Source organism: Erythrobacter aurantius (assembly GCF_023823125.1).
Classification (GTDB): Bacteria; Pseudomonadota; Alphaproteobacteria; order Sphingomonadales; family Sphingomonadaceae; genus Erythrobacter; species Erythrobacter aurantius.
Genome location: NZ_CP090949.1, coordinates 2,159,282 through 2,173,539, shown reverse-complemented (window position 1 = coordinate 2,173,539; position 14,258 = coordinate 2,159,282). Strand labels below are relative to the sequence as shown.

The 14,258-nt window shown below is 60.2% G+C and carries 12 protein-coding genes; 2 read left to right on the top strand and 10 right to left on the bottom strand.

All coding sequences use genetic code 11. The annotated features are described in order from the left end of the window. Positions 1-6 precede the first annotated feature (6 nt). The 7 genes from phaR to radA all read right to left on the bottom strand — a co-directional run bounded on the left by phaR (position 7) and on the right by radA (position 7,065). Positions 7-582: a polyhydroxyalkanoate synthesis repressor PhaR gene (gene phaR / locus L1K66_RS10380; protein ID WP_252257821.1), complete on the bottom strand. Its 576-nt coding sequence runs from the start codon at positions 580-582 to the stop codon at positions 7-9. A gap of 87 nt (positions 583-669) precedes the next feature. Further along, a complete protein-coding gene (gene alr, locus L1K66_RS10375; protein ID WP_252257820.1) occupies positions 670-1,716 on the bottom strand; it encodes an alanine racemase in 1,047 nt (348 codons plus the stop codon). Positions 1,717-1,735: 19 nt separating this feature from the next. Next, positions 1,736-2,971, bottom strand: a complete 1,236-nt coding sequence (locus L1K66_RS10370; RefSeq protein ID WP_252257819.1) for a hypothetical protein — start codon at positions 2,969-2,971, stop codon at positions 1,736-1,738. 2 nt (positions 2,972-2,973) lie between these two features. Continuing rightward, on the bottom strand, positions 2,974-4,623 hold the full coding sequence (locus L1K66_RS10365) for an MFS transporter (protein WP_252257817.1): 1,650 nt from the start codon (positions 4,621-4,623) through the stop codon (positions 2,974-2,976). Between the two features lie 64 nt (positions 4,624-4,687). After that, complete coding sequence (locus tag L1K66_RS10360; RefSeq protein WP_252257815.1) at positions 4,688-5,137, bottom strand: iron-sulfur cluster assembly scaffold protein; 450 nt, start codon at positions 5,135-5,137, stop codon at positions 4,688-4,690. After that, positions 5,137-5,670 carry a CvpA family protein gene (locus tag L1K66_RS10355; protein WP_034954042.1) on the bottom strand — a complete coding sequence of 178 codons (534 nt, stop codon included), beginning with the start codon at positions 5,668-5,670 and terminating at the stop codon, positions 5,137-5,139. Before L1K66_RS10355 ends, L1K66_RS10360 begins: the two co-directional genes overlap by 1 nt. A gap of 12 nt (positions 5,671-5,682) precedes the next feature. Next, positions 5,683-7,065: a DNA repair protein RadA gene (gene radA, locus L1K66_RS10350; protein ID WP_252257814.1), complete on the bottom strand. Its 1,383-nt coding sequence runs from the start codon at positions 7,063-7,065 to the stop codon at positions 5,683-5,685. Between the two features lie 74 nt (positions 7,066-7,139). Between radA and L1K66_RS10345 the strand changes: the two genes are divergently transcribed. After that, complete coding sequence (locus tag L1K66_RS10345) at positions 7,140-9,470, top strand: patatin-like protein (RefSeq protein ID WP_252257812.1); 2,331 nt, start codon at positions 7,140-7,142, stop codon at positions 9,468-9,470. Here the strand turns inward: L1K66_RS10345 and L1K66_RS10340 are convergent. The 3 genes from L1K66_RS10340 to dnaK all read right to left on the bottom strand — a co-directional run bounded on the left by L1K66_RS10340 (position 9,467) and on the right by dnaK (position 13,581). Further along, positions 9,467-10,366 carry an MBL fold metallo-hydrolase gene (locus tag L1K66_RS10340; protein WP_252257810.1) on the bottom strand — a complete coding sequence of 300 codons (900 nt, stop codon included), beginning with the start codon at positions 10,364-10,366 and terminating at the stop codon, positions 9,467-9,469. The genes L1K66_RS10345 and L1K66_RS10340 overlap by 4 nt on opposite strands. Positions 10,367-10,423: 57 nt before the next feature. After that, positions 10,424-11,575, bottom strand: coding sequence for a molecular chaperone DnaJ (dnaJ, locus tag L1K66_RS10335; protein ID WP_252257808.1), 1,152 nt, complete (start codon positions 11,573-11,575; stop codon positions 10,424-10,426). A gap of 74 nt (positions 11,576-11,649) precedes the next feature. After that, positions 11,650-13,581: a molecular chaperone DnaK gene (gene dnaK, locus L1K66_RS10330; RefSeq protein ID WP_252257806.1), complete on the bottom strand. Its 1,932-nt coding sequence runs from the start codon at positions 13,579-13,581 to the stop codon at positions 11,650-11,652. A 183-nt stretch (positions 13,582-13,764) separates the two neighbouring features. Between dnaK and L1K66_RS10325 the strand changes: the two genes are divergently transcribed. Next, positions 13,765-14,256 (top strand): copper chaperone PCu(A)C, encoded by a 492-nt coding sequence (locus tag L1K66_RS10325; RefSeq protein ID WP_252257804.1) that lies wholly within the window; start codon positions 13,765-13,767, stop codon positions 14,254-14,256. Positions 14,257-14,258: the final 2 nt, after the last annotated feature.

Sequence of the window (14,258 nt, the reverse complement as noted above, 5' to 3'; positions counted from 1 at the left end):
GTGGCGCTATTTGCTCAGATCGTCCAGCTTCTTTTGCATTGCTGCCATCTGTTCGCGCAGGGCGGCAATATCGTCATTCGAAGTCTCACGCGGCGGCGGTGCGGAACGCTTAGAGGACGCACCCGGCATGAATGTTTCCGCCGCAGCGCGCATCATCGCCATGTTGGTTTCATGGATTGCGGCAAGCGGATTGTTCGACAGGCCCTTTTCAAAGGCTTCGCGAATTTTCGACTGGTTTTCGCGGAAATTCGCCATGCTTGCTTCAAGATAGCTTGGCATAAGCGCCTGCATCGAATTGCCGTACATGCCGATCAGTTGGCGCAGGAAGCTCACCGGGAGCATCTGCCCTCCGTTCGCCTCTTCATCCATGATGATCTGGGTCAGGATCGAATGGGTGATGTCGTCGCCCGATTTTGCATCGTAGACTACGAATTCGACATTCTCGCGCACCATCTTGGCGAGGTCTTCCAGCGTAATGTAACTGGACGAGGCCGTGTTGTAGAGCCGCCGATTGGCGTACTTCTTGATGATGATCGTATCGCTCGATACGTCCCCGGCGGTTTCGGATGATTTGCGTGCCATGTTTTGTCCCGATGCGACTTTTCTTGCCTTTTAGCACTTGCACAATGTGCAGCGCAATAACGGGGGCAATTTTGTTCGCAGCCGCAATCAGTGACGCAGGCGGCGTCCGATTGTGGTGAGCAATTCATATTGTGAAACAGAGCTTTGCCGCGCAACATCAGGCAGATTGAACGGAACCTCGAGCCAGTCCCCCTCTTCCAATCCCGGCGCATTGGCGAGATCGACGACAATCATGTCCATCGAAACCTTGCCGAGGATAGGCAGTTTGCGCCCCTCATGCCGCAGCAATCCGCCAGGCCCGCGAGCGCGCAGAAAACCGTCGGCATAGCCGATGGACACCGTTGCCACCCGCATCTCACGATCCGCGGTGAAGGTGCAATTGTAGCCCACGCTTTCACCCTGGCCGATAGTGCGCGTCTGGATGATGGCCGCTTCGATAAAGGCGACCTGCCTGATGACATCTCCCAGTTCCGGTCGCGGAATGCCGCCATAAAGCGCTAGGCCGGGGCGAGTCAGGTCGAAAGCGTAATCGGGGCCGAGGGCGATCCCGGCACTGTTGGCGAGGCTTGCGCTCTTGTGCTGCACCAAAAGCAGGCAGGCGCGGAACGCTTCAAGCTGCCGGGCATTCATCGTGCTGTCTTCGTCGGCGCTCGCAAGATGGCTCAAGAGCGTGTCGATGCTAAGCGACTGGATTACCGGGTCCGACAGTTGATCCGGTGACACGCCGAGCCGGTTGATCCCGGTGTCGATCATCAGATGGCAACGCCCTCCACCCCGAGCATTCCAGCGTCGCGCCTGATCAAGCGAATTAATCACCGGGACCACGCCCGTTGCCATCGCGTAGTCGGCATCCGCATCGCGCAGCGGCCCGTGCAGCACCGCAATCTTCTCTGGCGAGACATGCCGCATGACCGCCGCAACTTCGCTCCAGTGCGCCACGAAAAACTGGTCGCACCCGGCATGACGCAGGATCGGCACGCATTTGTCGGCGCCAAGGCCGTAACAATCCGCCTTCACTGCCGCACCAGCCCTCGCCGCACCCGACATCGCATCGAGCGCACGCCAGTTTGCACCCAACGCGTCAGGGTTGACCGTCAAACGCAGGCTTGCAGGCGGGGCCGAGGTTTCGTGCATCAAATTAGCCTTAGAGCACTCACTCGCCGGTTGCAGCAGTGTTCTTCCACCCGGCGAGCGCATCAGCGTAGCTGTCGGGGAGGATACGATAGGTCGCCAGATAGCGTTCGCGAATATCCTCGGGTAACTCCCATTCCGGGCGGAAGTGAAATTCGAGCGAGGGATGGGGCGCCTGCACTTCGGACCATATTCCTGTCAGGCGAGCGAATGACCCGCTGTAGAGGATCTTGAAATACTCCGCTTGATCATTCGTACAGGCTGCCAATCGAAGCTTGATCACCGAACTTGGCTTGGTCTGAGGCAAATATTGATCCTTCGGCGTTTCCTCAGCCGAATTGACAATCTCAAGGTATGGCTGCGCATCAAGCGTCCTGCCCAGACCCAAATGCGCACAGGCTAGAATCCACGCAAATTCGCGGTCGCTGCCGCTGATCTTGTAATTGCGGGCATCCTCCTGAAAGGCGCGAAATTCGCGATAGGCGGGTTCCAGCAATTCCACAGCTTCGCGATACTGGCCCGATTCAGCCAGAAACGCGGCCCTGTTTATCTTCGCATTCAGCAAGTGTTGGTTGGTATCGGGAGTGGCCGCGATGAAAGCCCCGAGCTGTGCCGCTGCTTCCGCATCCCCGGATGCGTGAGAGATGATTGTCGCGCTTGCCAATGCGACCAGCACTCTTTCGAAATCCAGCCTTCTGCGCAGCAGCATCCGTTCGGTGCCGAGGCGAGCTGCCTCTGCCTCCAGCAATCCAAGGGCCTCTTCGAAATAACCGATCTTGGCGAGTTCATAAGCTGCGCCCCTGACCTTGTCAGTCTGGCCGCTGGTGATTTGCCTAAAGGCTGTTTCGCTTTCACCCGAAAGGGCTGCATTACGAAGATCGGCGCGCAATTTCCCGAGGTCGCTTCCCCATTTGGCCTCGGCCACTGACCAGACTGGTTCAGCTTCGCGCAGGGCAAGGAAGGTCAGTGCTTCGGACACAGACCGGATTTCATACGCCAGGCCGAACTTGAATTCATCGACGCAAACCGTCGTGACGGCAAACTGGCCGTTTGTGTCGAAACTGGTGCGTAAATTCTCAAGCGGATCGCCGACATCGATAGCGAAACTTGGGATGCCATCGCCGCAATACTGGCGGTAATCCGCCAGCATCTCTTCTGGAATTTCCAAAGGAGGTGGCCGGTCTTGAGCAACGGCGGGAGCCGCGCCCAGCAGCGCCGCCCCCAGCACCAGCAATCCGGCCAATTGGCGCGCGTTCAAACTCAGATTTCCTCGTCCGAAAAATCCCTCGGCGGGCCACTAGGGATACCCCACCATGCGACCAGCACGCCAAAGGCGACAACGCCCCAAGTGTACCACAGTCCTGAATAGATATCCCCGGTGCTCGCCACGATGACCCCGGCGATTAGCGGCAGGAACCCGCCGAGATATCCTGCACCGATGTGATACGGGATCGACATTGACGAATACCGGATCTTGGGCGGGAACATCTCGGAGAGCAGCGCCGCAACGGAACCGTAAGTCAGCGCAGAAAGCATTCCGAGACCCAGCAAGATCCCGATAATCCCGGCGATATTGCCGAGGCTCGGTTCCTGCTTGGAAAAGTCGAACCCGAACTCGCTGAGCGCGGCATGGATGCCCTGAGTGCGGGCGGTGCCACTTTCGAACCACGCGGGATCAATCGCGATCGGATTTCCTGCTGCCGAAAGCGTCAATTCCTCACCCGGCGTGAGTGTATAGGTAACGCCGGACGCTGTAAGCGTGCCGAGAATCTTGCCGCAGTCGGTCTGATCGCGGTCGAAGAGCTCGGCAAAAGGATCAGTCACGCATTCCGGGCCACTTACGGTGATAGGCGTGCGCTCTGCCGCCTCGGCCAAAGCCGGGTTGGCGAGGCTTCCCAGCCCCCAGAAAGCGGGGAAAAGCAGCACGAGCGTCGCCAGCGCTCCGATAATGATCGGCAGTTTGCGACCCACCTTGTCTGACCATTTCCCGATCAGGATGTAGAATGACATGGCAATGCCGCCAGAGATCAGCAGGATCAGTTCCACCGTCAGGTCTTCGACATGCATCGGCCCGCGCAGGAAGCTCATTCCGGAGAAGAACGCGGTGTACCAGATCGTCGTCAGAATGCCGGTGACACCGAACAGCGCGACGAAAATGCGCTTCTTGTTGCCGGGGTAGGTGAAGCTTTCGACAAAGGGATTGCCCGAGGTTTCCCCGGCTTCCTTCATCGCCTGGAACACCGGGCTTTCAGACAACATCAATCGCATCCAAAGCGAAATCGCCAACAGGATGATCGACAGCAGGAACGGCACGCGCCAGCCCCATGCCTCGAAATCCTCTGCCGGGATCAAGAACCGGCAAGCCAGCACCACGATGATCGAGAGGACAAAACCGCCCGCCACGCTCGCCTGGATGTAGCTGGTGTAATAACCGCGCTTGTCCGGCGGGGAATGTTCCGCGACATAAATCGCCGCGCCGCCATATTCACCGCCCAGCGCAAGCCCCTGAAGCACGCGCAGGATGATCACGATGATCGGCGCTGCAACCCCGATGGTGTCGACCGTGGGAATGAAACCAACGCCTGCGGTGGCAATGCCCATCAGCGTCACCGTGACGAGGAAGGTATATTTGCGCCCAAGCTTGTCACCCAGAAAGCCGAACAGGATCGCACCGATAGGCCGGAAAGCAAAGCCTACGGCAAAGGTCGACCAGACCAGCAGCAGACCCAGCGTCGGATCATCGACGTCGTAAAACGCGTCCTTCAGGATGTAGGCGAGCGTGCCGTAGATGAAGAAATCGTACCACTCGAACACCGTTCCAGCGCTGGATGCGCCGACGACAAGGCGGATTTCCTTGGCGGTCGGTTCCCGGTCGGCCAGCGCCGCTGCTTCGCTTTGTGCTTCTGCCATCTGGCGAATATCCCCGTTTTCGCGTCCGTGTTGCCCGGACTTATGCAAGCAAGAACCTGCAGTCCTAGCCGCTGTTCCCGGCTTGGGAAAGCGCATCGAGCGCCGCTCTCCACGGCAAGAGGATTGCCTCATGCCGGGCCGGATAGGCGCGAGCGGGTTCGATCAATTCCAGCCGGGGCAGCGCCGGGGCAGGTCCCTCGCCTGCGATCCAGCGCTCCATTGCGCCCATCTGGTCTTTGATTTCCTTAGCCCTGCGGCCTTTCGCATCCGCGGCGAACAGCGCTGCGCTTGCCTGACCCACGGCGCACGCAGCCACCGCCATTCCGATCCGCCGGACCGCCCCGGCGTCATCGATTTCAAGGCCGACACGCACTTCGCTGCCGCAAGTACGCGATTTGGCATAGCCCTTAGCCGGGAAATCAATGTCTAACGGGTAGGCTGCAAGCTCCACCGAAAGCGCAAGGACGCTGGGGGTGTAGAGCTTTGCTGCGTTTCCACTTGCGGCCTCGGGCATCACTCGCCCGCTTCGTTTCGCGCTTCTTCCTCACGAAGCAAACGCTCGCGGCGCTCCGCAATCATCTGAACCAGTTCGCGAGAGAACGCATCGGCTGCGGGGTAGGTGCGCGCCAGCGTGATCCAGTCCGGGCGGCCTTTGTAACCCCAAACGGTATCAAACCCGAGGACGAGCACCGAGAATGCAAAGACCACGATCATCGCGCCCTTGATTGCCCCGAACCCAAAGCCGAGGACACGGTCAATCGGGCCAAGGATCGAGCCGCGCGAAGCCTCGCCCACATTGCCCGCGATGACCTTCATCGCGGCATAGGGGATCAACAGCAAGATCGCGAAAGAGAGGACGGAAGTGGCGGGATCGGCATCATAGTAATCGCGCAGGAATTCCGTCAGCGGGCCGTGCAGATAGTAGATCGAAAATGCCGCGAGGATCCATGCCGCAAGGCTAAGCACCTCTTGCACCAGGCCGCGCAAGAACCCGCCGATCGCGGCGACCGAGACGATGAACAGCACGATGATGTCGAAACCCGTCATGGGAACAGGGGCTTATTGCGTGCCCATCACTCGGTCAACGAGGTTGGCGAGCTGGTTCACCGCACGGTAAGTCAGCGTCGACGAGCCGCCTCCTGCATCGGATGAACGGGTGTCTGACGGGCCGTATCCTTGCGCGAATCCCAGTTTCGCGGCTTCCCGCAGCCGCAATTGCGAATGCGCCACCGGCCTGACCTCTCCGGCTAGTGAAATCTCGCCGAACCAGACTGACTTGTCGGGCAAGGCGCGATCCGCGAGGGCTGAAACCAATGCAGCAGCAACCGCGAGATCTGCGGCTGGATCGGACAGGCGATAGCCGCCCGCGATGTTGAGATAGACCTCGGCGGAAGAAAAGTTCAGCCCGCACCGCGATTCCAGCACGGCCAGCAGCATGGCAAGCCGCCCATTATCCCAGCCAACCACCGCCCGGCGAGGGGTCGCCCCCGACTGCAAGCGGACGATCAAAGCCTGTATCTCAACCAGAACCGGCCTCGTGCCTTCCAGCGCCGGGAACACCGCGCTCCCGGCCAGCGGTTGATCACGCCCGGAAAGGAACAGCATCGAAGGGTTCGATACTTCCTCAAGCCCTTCGCTCGCCATCGAGAACACGCCGATTTCATCGACAGCGCCAAACCGGTTCTTGAGCGCGCGCAGGATGCGATACTGGTGGCTGCGCTCCCCTTCGAAGCTCATCACCACATCAACCATGTGTTCCAGCACCCGCGGCCCGGCGATGTTGCCGTCCTTCGTCACATGGCCGACGAGGACAAGAGCGCAGCCGCTGGATTTGGCGTATCGGATAAGCTCAAGCGCACATCCTCGCACCTGGCTGACCGTTCCCGGCGCCCCTTCGATCGTGTCCGAATGCATGGTCTGGATCGAATCGATCACCAACAAAGCGGGCGGTTCGCCCTGCCCCAGCGTCGTGAGGATATCGCGGACCGAAGTCTCCGAAGCGAGACGGATCGGAGCGTCAGCCACTCCAAGCCGCTTGGCCCGCAACCGCACCTGACCTGCGGCCTCTTCCCCGCTGACATAGACGACATCATTCCCGCCGCGCGCAATCGTGGCAGCGGTCTGCAGCAGCAACGTCGATTTGCCGATACCCGGATCGCCGCCCATCAGGATTGCCGAACCCGGAACTATCCCGCCGCCCAGCGCTCGGTCGAATTCGGCGAGCCCGGTGGATTTGCGCACGGGCAATTCCGCCGGGCGGTTGAGCGGCACAAATTGCAGCGCCCGCCCTCCGCTGGACAGGTCATGCTTCTGCGAAAACACGGTCGCCGGAACATCTTCGGTCAGTGTGTTCCATTCACCGCAATCGCCGCATTGGCCTTGCCAACGGGGTGATACGCTGCCGCAATTGGCGCATACAAAACGCTTTTTTACCTTTGCCATCGGCGCGAGATGTAACCAGAACAAATGTTGAACGCAATTGCATATTGGGAGACTTGCACAGTAGGATCAGCATCATGCGCCAAAAGGAACTCAGACTTGCACTGGTATGCTACGGCGGGGTCAGCCTCGCGGTGTACATGCATGGTGTCACCAAAGAGATATGGCACCTTGCCCGCGCCAGCAGGGCATTTCACTGCCCCGGTGGCGAAAGGCTGGTTGGGGTGACAGGGGTCTATCGCGATTTCCTTGAGGAGATTGAGAAGACCAGCCACCTGCGCCTACGGGTGCTGCCCGACATATTGACGGGAGCAAGCGCCGGCGGGATCAACGCGGTGTTTCTGGCTCAAGCGATCCATTCCGGGCACAGCCTCGAACCTTTGACTGACCTCTGGCTGGAAAACGCCGATGTCAGCGAGTTGATGGACCCGGAGGCGCAGCCAGTCTGGCGCTATGCCAAATTCTGGGCACAACCGATTGCCGAATGGTTCCTGTCGCGGCCCGGCAACGCGGTGACCGAAAGCGTATCGCCAGAAACCCGGCATGAAGTTCGCACCAAGGTTTCCAATCTGGTGCGCGGGCGCTGGTTCAATCCGCCATTTTCGGGATCACGCTTTTCAGAGATGCTCTACGAAGCGCTGGAAAGCATGGCTGACACGCCGGCAGGCAAGCCGCTGCTGCCGCCGCTTCACCCGATAGACCTGTTCGTCACTGCGACCGATTTTCGCGGCCATCCCGAAATGCTTCGGCTCAATTCCCCTTCGGTGGTTGAGGAGACTGAACACCGGATGCCAATTGATTTTCGCGGCATAACGCCTGCTGATGCCGGTGCCGGTATTGCCGATCCACTCGAACTGGTACTGGCTGCGCGTTCCACCGCGAGCTTTCCCGGTGCATTTCCCCCGCTCGTTATCGACGAGATCGACAGACTTGCCGCACAAGCGGGGCACCATTGGGAAAGCCGCGGCGATTTCCTGGCAAGGATCATGCCCGGCCATGTTCGCAAGGGCACGGTCGAAAGCGTCGCGCTGATTGACGGATCAGTGCTGGTCAACGCACCGTTCGGCGCGGCGCTTTCAGCAATCGAAGTGCGAACTTCCCAGCGCGAGGTCGATCGCAGGTTCGTCTACATCGAACCCCGCCCGATCCGCCGGAACGAAAGCGACGAAGCCGCATCCCGACCGGTTGGCTGGTTCGGCACGATCTTCGGCTCGCTTTCCACTATCCCACGCGAACAACCGATCAGGGACGACCTTGAGCGGATTGAGCAGCGCTCAAAGGACGCGGCGAGCCTGAAGCGCATCGTCATGGAGTTGCGACCGGAGATTGATCGCGCAGTCGAAAAGCTGTTCGGGCACACATTCTTTCTCGACAGCCCGACGCCTAAGCGCCTCGCGAACTGGCGCGCGAAAGCGCAAAATGCCGCTGCCCAGCGAGCGGGCTACGCCTTTGGAGCCTATGCCCAGACCAAATACAGCGCGATCATCGATCGCTTGGCGCAGCTTACCCATGCGGCTGCTCCGGAACTTGCCCTCGCCGATTGCGCACCCATCGCCAACGCGCTGCGGCACGAGTTGGAGCACCGGGGGCTGACTACCCTGACGGACGAAAACGGGGGCGCGAACACGGCGGCGATCGGATTCTTCCGCGCGCATGACATCGGATTTCGGGTGCGCCGTCTGCAATTGCTCGCCCGGCGATTGTCCCGCGATTGGGAAATCGATCCGGAGATTCCCGACGATGCGCTCGATGTGGCGCGTGGGCGCATTTACGAAATTCTCGCGCTCTATCGCAGGGCCGATGACAACGCGATCCTGGGCGCAAAGCTCGGGGATGGATTCCGGGCACTTGCCCGCCGAGTGCTAGAGGAACCCGGCCAAGTGCTCGATTTCCTCGCTGAGCGGCGGCTGCTGCCGGAACAGGATCTCGAAGCCGAGCGGATGCTTGCCGATGCGCTGGCCGAAATGCCACGCAATCTGAAGCGGCGGATGCTGCTGACCTATCTCGGCTTCCCGTTCTATGACGTAGCCACCCTGCCGTTGACCCGGTCGGAAGGTTTGGTGGAATACAATCCGGTCAAGATCGACCGGATATCGCCCGAGGACGCGCTGTCGATCCGCGAAGGGGGAACGCAGGCTACCTTGCGCGGAATCGAGTTCTACAATTTCGGCGCGTTCTTCAGCCGCGCCTATCGCGAGAACGACTACCTTTGGGGGCGCCTGCACGGCGCGGAGCGGATGATCGACCTTGTCGCCTCCACCGTGGAAGGCGGAATTCCGGGAGAAATGCTGCGCCGGACCAAGCATGAGGCTTTCCTCGCCATTCTGGACGAAGAAGCCGAAGCGGGCCGCTGCGGGATGGGCCTGATCGAAACCATCCGCAGCGAAGTGGAGCAGAAATTCGTCTAGTCGGCGATTGCTGCGCTGTTCCAGATTGCAGTCACGAAGGCATCGGGGCCGATGAAGCCCTCCCCGCGATTGAAATCGGCGAGCGGCTTGGCCGCTACCGCCTGTTCCAGCGTCATGCCTTGCGCGCGCAGTTCTTCGACCCGCGAAACAGCCTTCCCGATCATCTCGCGATAGGCCACCAGTTCGGCCTTGTTCGACATCGGACCGTGGCCGGGAATGACCTTGGTTTCATCATCGATCATCGCGATCACGATATCGAGTGATCGCATCGCAGAGTAGACACTACCGCCCGAACCTACATCGATGAAGGGATAGCCCGGGATCTTGAAGTAAAGATCGCCCATGTGGACGATATTGTCCTCATCCCAGAACACCACGCTGTCGCCGTCGGTGTGGCCGCCGCCCAGGAACATCAGATTGATCGTGTCGCCGTTCAGGTGAAACCGCAGGCCTTGCGCATATGTGACGACGGGCAAGGCTTCGGGTGGCGCAGGTGGTGTGCTGTTGCCGGCTGCCTCTCCTCCGGCCTCCATCCGCACCCTGACATTGTCGTGCGCGAAGATCGTCGCGCCGGTTTTGCCGAAATTCTCGTTCCCGCCGGTGTGATCGAAATGCCAATGCGTGTTCACGACATACTTCACCGGCGTCGCGCCAAGGTTGGCAATCGCACGCTCGATCTTTTCGGAAAGCGGAGCAAACTGATCGTCGATGATCAGCGTCGCGTCCTCGCCATGGCTCACGCCGATATTGCCCCCGGCGCCGAACAGCACGGCGACACCCGGAGCAATCTCCTCGGTCTTTATCTCGACATTGTCGAAATTGCGCTGGGCAATGGCAGGTGTCGCAAGCAGCGTGGCAGCGGCCAAGCTTGAGGCAATGCGGCGGGCGTGGATCATGGCTCTCTCCCGAAATCTCAGTACCTGACTACGCCCGCAGTCCAAATGTGTCGAGCCTCAGGCTCCGAAGGCATCCTTGAGCTTTGAGAAGAACCCCTTGCTCTCGGGGCATTCGTCGCCGGTTTCCGTTTCGCGGAAAGCCTCGAGAATTTCCTTCTGCTTGCGGCTGAGCTTGGTTGGGGTTTCGACCATGATCTCGACCACCATGTCACCGCGTCCGCGCCCTTGAAGCACGGGCATGCCTGCCCCGCGCACTCTCAGTTGCTTGCCGGACTGGATCCCCGCCGGAATGTCGACCGAATTGGTGCTGCCGTCGAGATCGGGAATGTCCACGCTGCCGCCCAGTGCGGCGGTGGTGAAGCTTACCGGAACCCTTGTTGCCAGAGTCGTTCCTTCGCGTTCGAACAGCGGGTGCGGTTTAACATGGACGAAGATGTATAGGTCACCCGGAGGCGCGCCGCGCTGGCCCGCCTCGCCCTTGCCAGACAGGCGGATGCGCGTGCCGGTGTCCACTCCGGGAGGAATTTCCACCGCCAGTTTCTGAATCCTGTCGACCCGGCCTTCGCCGCGACAATCGCCGCAGGGGTCTTCAATCATCTGACCGCGCCCGCCACAGGTGGGGCATGGCCGCTCGACCACGAACAGGCCCTGCTTCGCGCGCACGGTCCCGTGTCCGTGGCACAGGTTGCAGGCCCGCTCAGCCGTGCCGGGGGACGCGCCCGAGCCGTCGCAGCTGTCGCAAGCGGTCGAAACCTCGATTTCGATTTCGGTCGATTTGCCGTGGAACGCCTCGTCCAGCGTCACATGCATGTCGAACCTCAAGTCCGCCCCGCGCCGCTGTTGCTGGCGACCACCGCCCATCCCGCCGCCAAAGGCGCTGCCAAAGATGGTTTCGAAAATGTCGCCAATATCCGCGAAATCGGATTGGCCGCGACCGCCGAAACCGCCGCCAAAGCCGCCTCCGCCGCCGTTCATGCCCTGTGTAAAGGCATCATGGCCATAACGATCATAGGCCGCGCGCTTTTGCGGGTCTTTCAGGCATTCATAGGCCTCGCCCAATGCCTTGAACTTGGCCTCTGCCTGAGCGTCACCGGGGTTGCGATCCGGGTGCCATTTCATCGCAAGCTTGCGATAGGCGCTCTTGATCGTCGCGCCATCGGCATCACGCGATACTTCGAGAGTGGAATAATAGTCGGTCTGGGTAGCCATTATCGTGCCTTTCAACCGCCCTCGCCCGGCCCGCGCGCGGCGGGCAGAGCAAGGGGGTTTAGAGGGTTAATCGCTTAGCCCTTTTTGTCTTCGTCGACTTCGGAGAACTCCGCATCGACAACTTCTTCGTCGGAAGTGTCTTCAGCGGCAGCTTCGGCCCCGGCATCATCACCGGCAGCACCAGCTTCCTGATCCTGCTTGTAGATCTGCTCGCCCATCTTCATCGCCGCCTGCGTCAGCTCCTGAGCCTTGGCGTTGATGTCGTCGGCGTCGCCACCTTCAAGCGCGGTCTTGGTCGCAGCAATCGCGGCTTCGACGGCAGACTTGGTGTCGGCGTCGATCTTGTCGCCATTTTCCTCAAGCTGCTTTTCGGTCGCATGGACAAGGCTGTCGGCCTGATTGCGGGCCTCTGCCGCGGCACGGCGCTTCTTGTCTTCTTCCGCGAACTTTTCCGCATCCTGCACCATCTGGTCGATGTCGGCATCGGACAGACCGCCTGAAGCCTGGATCTTGATGGTCTGTTCCTTGCCGGTGCCCTTGTCCTTGGCCGACACGGAGACGATCCCGTTGGCGTCGATGTCGAAGGTGACTTCGATCTGCGGCACGCCGCGGGGTGCGGGCGGAATTCCGACAAGGTCGAAATTGCCGAGCAGCTTGTTGTCCGCCGCCATCTCGCGCTCGCCCTGGAAGACCTTGATCGTAACCGCGTTCTGGTTGTCTTCGGCGGTCGAGTAGGTCTGGGTCTTCTTGGTCGGGATCGTGGTGTTGCGATCGATCATGCGGGTGAAAACGCCGCCAAGCGTTTCGATGCCCAGCGAAAGCGGGGTCACGTCAAGCAGCAGCACGTCCTTGACGTCGCCCTGAAGCACGCCGGCCTGAATGGCGGCGCCCATCGCCACGACTTCATCGGGGTTCACGCCGGTGTGCGGCTTGGCTTCGAAGAACTTCTCCACCACTTCGCGCACCTTGGGCATGCGGGTCATGCCGCCGACAAGGATCACTTCATCGATCTCGTCCTTGGTCACACCGGCATCGGCCAGTGCCTTCTTGCAAGGCTCAAGCGTGCGGTCAATCAGACCCCCGACCAGCTTTTCGAGATCGGCACGGGTGATCGTTTCGACGAGGTGCAACGGAGTGGTGCTGCCGCCTTCCATACGCGCGGTGATGAAGGGCAGGTTGACTTCGGTCGTGGCCGAGCTCGAAAGCTCGATCTTCGCCTTTTCGGCAGCTTCCTTCAGACGCTGAAGCGCGAGCTTGTCGGTCTTCAGGTCCATGTTTTCCTTCTTCTTGAAGGCAGCGGCAAGGTGCTCGACAATCGCGTTGTCGAAGTCTTCACCGCCGAGGAAAGTGTCGCCATTGGTCGACTTCACTTCGAACACGCCGTCCCCGATTTCGAGGATCGAGACGTCGAAGGTGCCGCCGCCAAGGTCATAGACAGCGATGGTCTTGCCGTCTTCCTTGTCCATGCCATAGGCGAGCGCAGCCGCAGTCGGCTCGTTGATGATGCGAAGCACTTCAAGCCCGGCGATTTGCCCTGCATCCTTGGTCGCCTGACGCTGTGCGTCGTTGAAGTAAGCAGGAACCGTGATCACTGCCTGGGCAACGGTTTCGCCAAGATAGCTCTCAGCGGTTTCCTTCATCTTTTGCAGGATGAAAGCCGAAATCTGCGAAGGCGAATATTCCTCGCCGCCAGCGGAAACCCATGCATCGCCATTCTTGCCCTTGACGATGTTGTAGGGGACGATGTCCATATCCTTCTTGGTGGTGGGATCGTCAAAGCGGCGGCCGATAAGGCGCTTGATCGCGAACAAGGTGTTGTCGGGGTTGGTCACCGCCTGGCGCTTTGCCGGCTGCCCGATCAGGCGCTCACCATCCTTGGTGAAGGCGACGATCGAAGGCGTGGTGCGCGCACCCTCGGAATTTTCGATTACTTTCGGCTTTCCGCCGTCCATCACGGCAACGCAGCTGTTGGTGGTGCCGAGGTCGATACCGATTACTTTACCCATTATCTTCCCATCCATTGGAATGTTGTTGGACACCGCGCCTTCGCGTCTCCCGATAACGGCAAGACGGCTCGGCGGCTCGAATATGAGGCGGATATAGGTGCGGTTTTGCTTGGCACAAGAACTCGAACACCGTAGTTTTTGCCGCATCCACAACAGGGACAGCTTTCAAAAAGGGATATAAGAATGACGGGATCGAGGATGAAGGCGCTTGCGCTGGCACTTGCCGGGGGTTCGATGATGGCACTGGCCGCTTGCGGTGGCGAAGCGGAAGTTGCCGAAACTGCACCTGAGGGCGTGATCGAAGGCGTGACAATTGAAAACGCGCGAATGGTGCTTGCCCCGGTAGAGGGCAATCCGGCGGCGATCTATTTCGACTTCGCCTATGACGGGGACCGTTCGTTCTCGCTCGGCCGCGTCGAAGTCGAAGGTGCGGCCAGCGCCGTCATGCACCAATATGGCGAATATGATTTCAAGGTGCAGATGATGGAGGCGCTGCCGATCCCGGTGACAAAGGGCACCAAGGTCGAATTCAAGCCGAGCGACCTCCACGTCATGGCGATGGAGCCCTCACCCGAGCTGAAGCCCGGCGGGACGACCAAGGTCACGTTGACGGTTTCGGGTGGCAACAAGCATATCTTTGACGCTGAAATCCGCGCAGCAGGGGAAGAGCGCTGAAC